The following is an 8,024-nucleotide window of genomic DNA, read 5'->3' on the forward strand; positions in this document are numbered from 1 at the left end:
ACCGGTCGGCCAGCGGCAACCGCTGCCAGGTGTCGGCGAGCGCGGCGGCGGCGCGCGGGTGGGCACGGGCGGCGCGGCGCAGCGCCGGCTTGGCGACGTCCAGGGCCAGGCCGACGGCGCCCGGCCACGCCGCCAGCACCGCCGCGAGGTGCCGGCCGGTGCCCGCCCCGGCCTCCACCACCAGCGGGTACGCCCCGAAGCCCACCCCCTCCGACCCGCCCGCCGCCCGGTCCGCCCTCCCGCTCGCCTCAGCCGGTTCGCCGGCGGCTGCCGGTCCGATCTTGGTCGCCGGTCCGCTCGCCTCGGTCGGTTCGCTCGCCTCGGCCGGTCCGGTCGCCTCGGCCGGTTCGCTCGCCTCGGAGGGTTCGCTCGCCTTGGCCGGTCTGGTCGCCTTGGCGGGTTCGCTCGCCTTGGCCGGGCCGCTCGCCTTGGCGGGTCCGGTCGCCTTGGCGGGTTCGCTCGCCTCGATCGGGCCGCTCGCGTCGGCGGGGCCGGCGGGCGTTGCCAGGGCGGATGCCGCCGCCTCGGCCAGGGCAGACGAGATCATGTCGTAGTGCCCGGCGGCCAGGAAGTCGGCGCGGGCGGCGACCATCTCGGCGGTGTCCCCGACGTGCGGGGCCCGGCCGGCGAGCAGGGTGACGTACCCCTGGCGGGCCAGGTCGAAGCTGTGCCGGCGGGGGCAGCGCAGTGCGCGGGTGTCGGTGGCGGCGGCCAGCGGCTGGGTGCAGACCGGGCAGCGCAGCCGGGCGACGATCTGCGGGTGCGTCGCGTCGACGGGCTGCTCGAACGGGTGCGGCGCGGTCACCCGCAGCAGCCTACGGCGCGCGGCCGGCCCGCCCGTCGACACATCCGCCCGACGCAGGTGGGGCGATGTAGCGGTATCCGTTCGCGTTGATGCCGCTGTACCGGCGACATTGCGCGTCCGGCCCGCGTCCGGGGCGCGGGCCGCGGGCCGAACGCGGGCCGCGCGAGCCTGATCGCGGGCGGTCGGGGGGCGTGACTAGGGTCGGGGGATGGTCGCAATCCGATACGAGGACATCGTCAAGGTCCCGAAGGCGCTGCTGCACGATCACCTCGACGGCGGCCTGCGGCCGGCGACGGTCGTCGAGCTGGCCGCCGAGGTGGGGCACGAGCTGCCGAGCACCGATCCGGAGGCGCTCGGCCGGTGGTTCGCGGAGGCGGCGCACTCCGGTTCGCTGGAGCGCTACCTGGAGACGTTCGCGCACACCGTCGCGGTCATGCAGACCGCCCCGGCGCTGCGCCGGGTGGCCCGGGAGTGCGCGCTGGACCTGGCCGCCGACGGCGTGGTGTACGCCGAGGTGCGGTTCGCCCCCGAGCAGCACCTGGAGCAGAACCTCACCCTGGACGAGGTGGTCGAGGCGGTCGTCGCCGGGTTCGTGGAGGGCAGCGCGGAGGCCGCCGGGTCGGGCAACCCGATCCGGGTCGGCACCCTGCTCACCGCGATGCGGCACGCCGCCAGGTCGCAGGAGATCGCCGAGCTGGCCGTCCGGCACCGCGACGCCGGGGTGGTGGGCTTCGACATCGCCGGCGCCGAGGCCGGGTTCCCGCCCACCCGCCACCTGGACGCCTTCGAGTATCTCCAGCGGGAGAACTTCCACTTCACCATCCACGCCGGTGAGGCGTTCGGGCTGCCGTCGATCTGGCAGGCGATCCAGTGGTGCGGGGCGGACCGGCTCGGCCACGGGGTGCGGATCGTCGACGACAACACCCCGGGTCCGGTGCCGACGCTCGGCCGGCTGGCCGCGTACGTGCGGGACAAGCGCATCCCGCTGGAGCTGTGCCCGTCGTCGAACGTGCAGACCGGGGCGGTGGCGTCGATCGCCGAGCACCCGATCGGGCTGCTGCGGGAGCTGCGGTTCCGGGTGACGGTGAACACCGACAACCGGCTGATGAGCGGCACTTCGATGTCGCGCGAGATGGCGTTGCTGGTGGAGAACTTCGGCTACGGCTGGAAGGAGCTCCAGTGGTTCACGGTCAACGCGATGAAGAGCGCCTTCATCCCGTTCGACGAGCGGTTGGCGATCATCGACGAGGTGATCAAGCCGGCGTACGCGAAGCTGATCGGCTGACTCAGCGGTGCGGGTGGCCGGCGACCAGGTCGGCCACCCGGCGCAGGAACTCCCGCGCGTGCGCGGCCTCGGCACCGAGGCCGGTCTGCCGGCGCAGCACCGCCGGTTCGGCGCGCAGCAGCGCCAGCCCGCGCCGGATCAGCACCCTCGGTGCCTTGCGCTGTTCGGACAGGTCCCGGGCCAGCCGCCGGACGAAGGTCGCCCCGCGCGGCCGGCGCAGCGCGTACGCCCCGGCGAGCAGCCCCCGGCGTCGGCATTCCGCGACGATCTCGGCGGCGAAAATCCCTTCGGCGATGAAGAGTGGCGATCCGGTCACCTCGAATGGCCGGGTGGCCACCCGTCGATCCGCACCGATCGCATAGACCGGCACATCGGCCCGGCCCTGCTGGGCCAGTCGGGCAATTGTCTCCACCGCCGTTCCCGCGTCCCACGACTCGGGCGCGTCCCAGTCGACCAGTCCGTTCTGTCTCGGCAACGTCGGGTCATCACCGTTCTTGTAGAAGTCGTCTAGGCAGAGCACGGGAAGACCGGTTCGTTGCGCTATGTACGACTTTCCAGACCCGGAGGGGCCGGCGAGGAGCACGACGCGGTGGCGATAATCCATTACTTTGGGTAACTCCGGAAAGACGGATTGCGATCAAATTGCATCAACATCTCATCACACCTCCGGCGACCGACAACCTGGGCTTTCTCTTTCAGGGGAGGCGTGATGGAATCTCGGAGGTCCGACCCGCCGGGTCGGCCGCTGGGCGTTGCCCGTGGCAACGCGGAGACGCTGTAATCGCGAGGGCGGTGACGTGAGCAAACGGCCAACGACGGCGAACTCCTTCCTGTCGCGTCTGCGTCGGCCGGCCGGTCGGCTCCGTGACATGCCGATCTGGTCCAAGCTCGGGCTGATCATGATCGTGCCGACCATCGCCACGGTCGTCGTGGGCACCAGCGGACTGGTGGACCACCTGCAGACGCTCAACAACGCCAACCGGGCCGGTGACCTGGCCAACCTGGTGGGTTACTCAGGCGACCTCGTCAACACCCTCCAGGACGAGCGCACCAACGCCGTCCTCCTGCTCGGCTCGCCCAAGGGGCAGGCCCGCGCCCAATACCAGGAGGCGTACAACCGGGTCAACCAGCGGGTCGACCAGTCCAAGGCGCCGTACTCGCAGCAGCGTGCCGAGATCGAGGGACTGCCGTCCTCCCTGGAGACGCAGCTCGACCGGATCGACAGCGACCTGACCGAGATGCCCGGCATCCGCAGCCAGGTCTACAACGGCAAGCTGCGGCTCAGCGAGGCGGTCAGCCGGTACACCGGCCTGATCAACAATCTGATCACCATCCGTGACTCGGCCACCCAGCTCGCCGGCGACAACGACCTCAGCGACCAGATGCGCGCCGCCGCCGCGATGGCCCGCGCCAAGGAGTACGCCTCCGTCCGCCGGATCGCGGTGCACCAGGTGCTGCTCCAGAAGGCGTACACCCCGGCCCTGCGTGAGCTGTACATCTCCAGCAACACCGGTGAGCAGCAGGCCCTGCAGAGCTTCCAGGCCGTGGCGAGCCGCGCCGAACGCGAGTTCCAGGACCAGACCGTCTCCGGCTCCGACCGGCGGCAGGCCGACATCTACGCCGGCCAGGTCAGCGCGCTCAACGGCGACAAGCTCGACGGCATCACCTTCAGCACCGACCAGTGGGACGCGGCCATGGTCGCGTACGCCCAGCTCAACCGGGCCGTCGAGGTGCGCCTGGACAGCGACGTGGTGGCCAAGGCCGACGAGCTGCGCTCCGACGTGCAGCGTCAGGTCTTCCTGGAGACCGGCCTGCTGCTGAGCATGCTGCTGCTGGCGATCCTCTTCGCCTACCTGGTCGCCCGGTCGATGGCCCGCTCCCTGCGGGAACTACGCCAGGGTGCCCTGTCCATCGCCCAGTTCGGCCTGCCGCAGGCCGTGGCGCGGCTACGCGACCCGCAGTTCACCGGTCAGCAGTCCCCGGACCAGCTGGCCAACCAGATCGCCGAGCCGCTGCCGGTCCGCAGCCGCGACGAGTTCGGCCAGGTGACCGAGGCGTTCAACGCCGTCCACCTGGAGGCCGTCCGGACGGCCGCCGAGCAGGCTGCGCTCCGCTCCTCGGTCGCGACGATGTTCGTCAACCTCGCCCGCCGTTCGCAGATCCTGGTCGACCGGCTGATCGGCCACCTCGACCGGCTGGAACGCGGCGAGGAGGACCCCGACCGCCTGGCCGAGCTGTTCCAGCTCGACCACCTGGCCACCCGGATGCGCCGCAACGACGAGAACCTGCTGGTCCTCGCCGGTGCCGACTCGACCCGCGTGCAGCGCGAACCGGCCGCCCTGATCGACGTGCTGCGCGCCGCCCAGTCCGAGGTCGAGCACTACACCCGGATCGAGTTCGGGGTCATCGACCGGGACATCGAGGTCTCCGCGCACGCGGTCAACGATCTGGTGCACCTGGTCGCCGAGCTGTTCGACAACGCGACCGCGTTCTCCCCACCGGACTCCCAGGTGATGGTCGAGGCCCGTCGGGTCGGCGACCGCGCGTCGCTCTACGTGGAGGACCGGGGCATCGGCATCAGCGCCGAGCAGCTGACCGACCTCAACGAGCGGCTCGCCACGCCACCCCAGGTCGACGTGGCCGTCTCCCGGATGATGGGCCTGGTCGTGGTGGCCCGGCTGGCGTCCCGGCACGGCGTCAAGGTCGAGCTGCGTCCCGGCACCGACCGGGGCACCGTGGCCGAGGTCGTCCTGCCCACGTCGGTGCTGGTGCCCCGTGCGCTCACCGGCCGGGCCCCCGGCACGCCGGGCCTGCCGGCCGGCCCGCAGTTCGGCGGCGGGTCCGCCCCGGCCTTCGGTGGTGCGGCCCCGGCCTTCGGTGGCTCCGGTGCCGCGCCGGCCTTCGGCGGTGCCGGCACCTCACCGGCCTTCGGCGCGCTTCCCGCCCTCGGCAACGGCCAGCCGCCGGCCCCCCGGTCGGGCGACTCCGGCAACCAGGTCACCCTCGGCGGTCGGCCCTTCGACCCGGCACCGCGCAACGGTTCGCCCGCCCCCGCCAACGGCGGGCGCGGAATGCCCGCCTGGTCCGACCTCACCGGCGCCAGCGGGATCAACGGTGGCGACGGCTTCACCAACCCACGGGCCACCAACGGGCACGCGATCGACCCGCTGCCGCAGCGGCGGAGCACCGACGACCCGGACAGCACCGGGCAGCAGCCGGTCATTCCGCGCCAGCTGCCGAGCAGCCCCGAGGCCCGTCCGTACAGCTCCCCGCCGGTGCCGCCGGTGTCGGCCCCGCCGCTGCCGCCCGCGTACCCGGTCGCCCCGGTGTCCGGCCAGCCCGTCTCGGGCCAGCCGGTCTCCGGTTACCCGGTGTCCGGTCAACCGGTCTCGGGTCAGCCCGTCTCGGGTCAGCCGACGTCCGGTTACCCGGTGTCGGGCCAGCCCGCCCCGGGCTACCCGGTGTCGGCGTCCCCGTACGCCGGTCAGCCGGGCCCGGTCGCGCCGGTCTCCGGGTCGCCCACCGGTCCGCTGCCGTCCCGGCCCACCTCGGGCGGGGCCGCGCCGGGCGCCGCCGCCCCGCCGGCCTGGCCGCCGGTCGCGAACCCGGACCGGGACACGGCCACCCCGCCGGTTCCCGAGCGGCTCGCCGCCGCGCTGGACATGACCACCGAGCTGCCCCGGGTGCCCCGATCCGAGCCGGCAGCACCGGTCACGCGGCAGCCCGCCCCGCCGGTGCGGACCGCCCAGACGACGCCGGCCAACCGGCCGTCGGCACCGCAGCAGGTTCCCCAGCAGCGGTACGCGGACGAGACGATGGAGCTGCCGATCTTCCGGGAGCTGGAGTCGGCCTGGTTCCGTACCCGTAAGCCCGGCCCCGAGGACGCGGCCGGTGCCAAGCAGGCGGCCAACGGCACGACGGCGGCCCACGCAGCCGTCGACACCGCCGGTCACCCGGCCCAGTACACCGCACCAGGGACGACAGGTAGCGCACCGATGGCAGACACTGCGCCGGCCGGGGGCGTGCCGCGTGACAACGGGTCGACAGTGAACGGTGGCGGGTTCCCCGGTCGGGGCGAGGGCCCGGCGAACCGACGTTCCGCCGCGCCGCCCGCCGGCTGGCAGACCGCCGCCGACGAGGGCTGGCGGGCCGCGGTGGCTGCGACCGAAGCACCGGTTTCCGGCACCACCCAGACCGGTCTGCCGAAGCGGACGCCGATGGCGCAGCTCGTGCCGGGGGCTATCGAGAAGCCGACCACGTCGGTGCAGCGGCGGACGCCGGAAGCGGTCAGGGGTCTGCTCTCGGCCTACCATCGAGGTGTGCAACGCGGCCGGACCACCTCGGACAACCCCACCAACCCGGACGCGACTCCGGGCGGGCAGCAATCCTCGTCGTCTGGCTCCGGCCGGGCGGGCGGGAGCGGGCAGAAGGAGCATGAAGGATGACAACTACGCAGGATCTGGGTTGGCTGCTGGCCAACTTCGCCGACCGGGTGCCAGGTGTCGCGCACGCGGTCGCGGTCTCCGCCGACGGCCTGCTCCTCGCTTCGTCGCGTGACCTGCCCCGGGACCGGGCCGACCAGCTGGCCGCGATCGCGTCCGGCCTGGTCAGCCTGACCCAGGGCGCGGCCCGCTGCTTCGAGGGCGGCGCGGTGTTGCAGACCGTCGTCGAGATGGACAACGGTTTCCTGTTCCTGATGTCCATCTCGGACGGGTCGTCGTTCGCCGTCCTGGCCGCGCGCAGCTGCGACGTCGGTCAGGTCGGGTACGAGATGGCGCTACTGGTCGACCGGGTCGGTGACGCGCTCACGCCGCAGGCCCGTACGGCTGTCGGGATGATGGGCTGACCGGGCTGACCGCCTGGTCGGCACGGGACGACAAGAACGACGGGTTCCACCGGGTGAGAGCCGGTGCCGGGGACGAAGGAGGTGAGCGGCGACATGGTCGATCGTGACGAACCGACAGGGGCGTTGGTCCGACCGTACGCCGTGACCCGTGGTCGTACCCGTCCCCGGCTCGACATCGCCCTGGAGGCGCTCGTCGAGACGACGGTGCGCGGTCGCGCTGCTGCCGGTGGCAACGGCGGTCAGGGCCGGGAGCACCAGTACATCGCCGCGCTGTGTGACGGACGTGTGCAGTCGCTCGCCGAGATCGCGGCGCGGATGCAGCTTCCGCTCGGCGTGGCCCGGGTGCTCATCGCCGACATGGCGACGGACGGCCTGGTCGCGGTCCACGAGCCGACCATCTTGGACGACTCGGACGACGCGGTGGGCACTGAACTGCTGGAGAGGGTGCTGAGTGGACTTCGCAGGCTCTGACATGTCGCAGCGGCCGCCTGCCCCGAACGGGCGCGTGACGTCGGCGAAGATCGTTATCGCCGGTGGGTTCGGCGTCGGCAAGACGACGCTGGTCGGCTCGGTCTCGGAGATCACGCCGCTGACCACCGAGGCCATCATGACCTCTGCCGGTGTGGGCGTCGACGACACCCGGCAGGTGCCGGGCAAGACGACGACCACGGTGGCGATGGACTTCGGCCGTATCTCGATCGACCGGGATCTGATCCTGTACCTGTTCGGTACACCCGGTCAGACGCGGTTCTGGTTCATGTGGGACGAACTGGTCCGGGGTGCCATCGGTGCCGTGGTGCTGGTCGACACCCGCCGGTTGGCCGACTGCTTCGCGGCGATCGACTTCTTCGAGCACCGGCGGCTGCCGTACCTGGTGGCGATCAACTGCTTCGACGGGAGGCAGTACCACGATCCGCAGGACGTCCGGGACGCGCTGGCGATCTCGACCGACGTGCCGGTGGTCGCCTGCGACGCCCGTAACCGGGAGTCGACCAAGCACGTGCTGATCTCCTTGGTCGAGTACGTGCTGACCATGCGCCGTTCGCGCGCGGTCGCGCCGGCCTGACCGACTCCGTACGCGCCCGGTG

At 72.5% G+C, this 8,024-nt stretch carries 7 protein-coding genes; 5 read left to right on the forward strand and 2 right to left on the reverse strand.

Annotated elements, in window-relative coordinates; all coding sequences use genetic code 11:
* A partial coding sequence (locus tag ACOJTC_RS07655; protein WP_420116313.1) for a putative RNA methyltransferase occupies nucleotides 1-805 on the reverse strand: 805 nt, incomplete at its 3' end.
* A gap of 208 nt (nucleotides 806-1,013) precedes the next feature.
* Here ACOJTC_RS07655 and ACOJTC_RS07660 point away from each other — a divergent pair.
* Nucleotides 1,014-2,090, forward strand: a complete 1,077-nt coding sequence (locus ACOJTC_RS07660) for an adenosine deaminase (protein WP_420116314.1) — start codon at nucleotides 1,014-1,016, stop codon at nucleotides 2,088-2,090.
* Between the two features lies 1 nt (nucleotide 2,091).
* Here the strand turns inward: ACOJTC_RS07660 and ACOJTC_RS07665 are convergent, their stop codons facing one another.
* Nucleotides 2,092-2,610 (reverse strand): ATP-binding protein, encoded by a 519-nt coding sequence (locus ACOJTC_RS07665; RefSeq protein ID WP_420116315.1) that lies wholly within the window; start codon nucleotides 2,608-2,610, stop codon nucleotides 2,092-2,094.
* A 277-nt stretch (nucleotides 2,611-2,887) separates the two neighbouring features.
* Between ACOJTC_RS07665 and ACOJTC_RS07670 the strand changes: the two genes are divergently transcribed.
* From ACOJTC_RS07670 to ACOJTC_RS07685, 4 genes are all read left to right on the forward strand, one after another.
* Nucleotides 2,888-6,535 carry a nitrate- and nitrite sensing domain-containing protein gene (locus tag ACOJTC_RS07670; RefSeq protein WP_420116316.1) on the forward strand — a complete coding sequence of 1,216 codons (3,648 nt, stop codon included), beginning with the start codon at nucleotides 2,888-2,890 and terminating at the stop codon, nucleotides 6,533-6,535.
* Entirely contained in the window at nucleotides 6,532-6,936 is a 405-nt protein-coding gene (locus ACOJTC_RS07675) for a roadblock/LC7 domain-containing protein (protein WP_067304724.1), read from the forward strand. The genes ACOJTC_RS07670 and ACOJTC_RS07675 overlap by 4 nt, the downstream gene beginning before the upstream one ends.
* Nucleotides 6,937-7,029: 93 nt before the next feature.
* Nucleotides 7,030-7,407: a DUF742 domain-containing protein gene (locus ACOJTC_RS07680; protein WP_088643989.1), complete on the forward strand. Its 378-nt coding sequence runs from the start codon at nucleotides 7,030-7,032 to the stop codon at nucleotides 7,405-7,407.
* Between the two features lies 1 nt (nucleotide 7,408).
* Entirely contained in the window at nucleotides 7,409-8,002 is a 594-nt protein-coding gene (locus ACOJTC_RS07685; protein WP_420116317.1) for a GTP-binding protein, read from the forward strand.
* Nucleotides 8,003-8,024 lie beyond the last annotated feature (22 nt).

The organism is Micromonospora sp., from assembly GCF_048594385.1.
Classification (GTDB): Bacteria; Actinomycetota; Actinomycetes; order Mycobacteriales; family Micromonosporaceae; genus Micromonospora; species Micromonospora wenchangensis.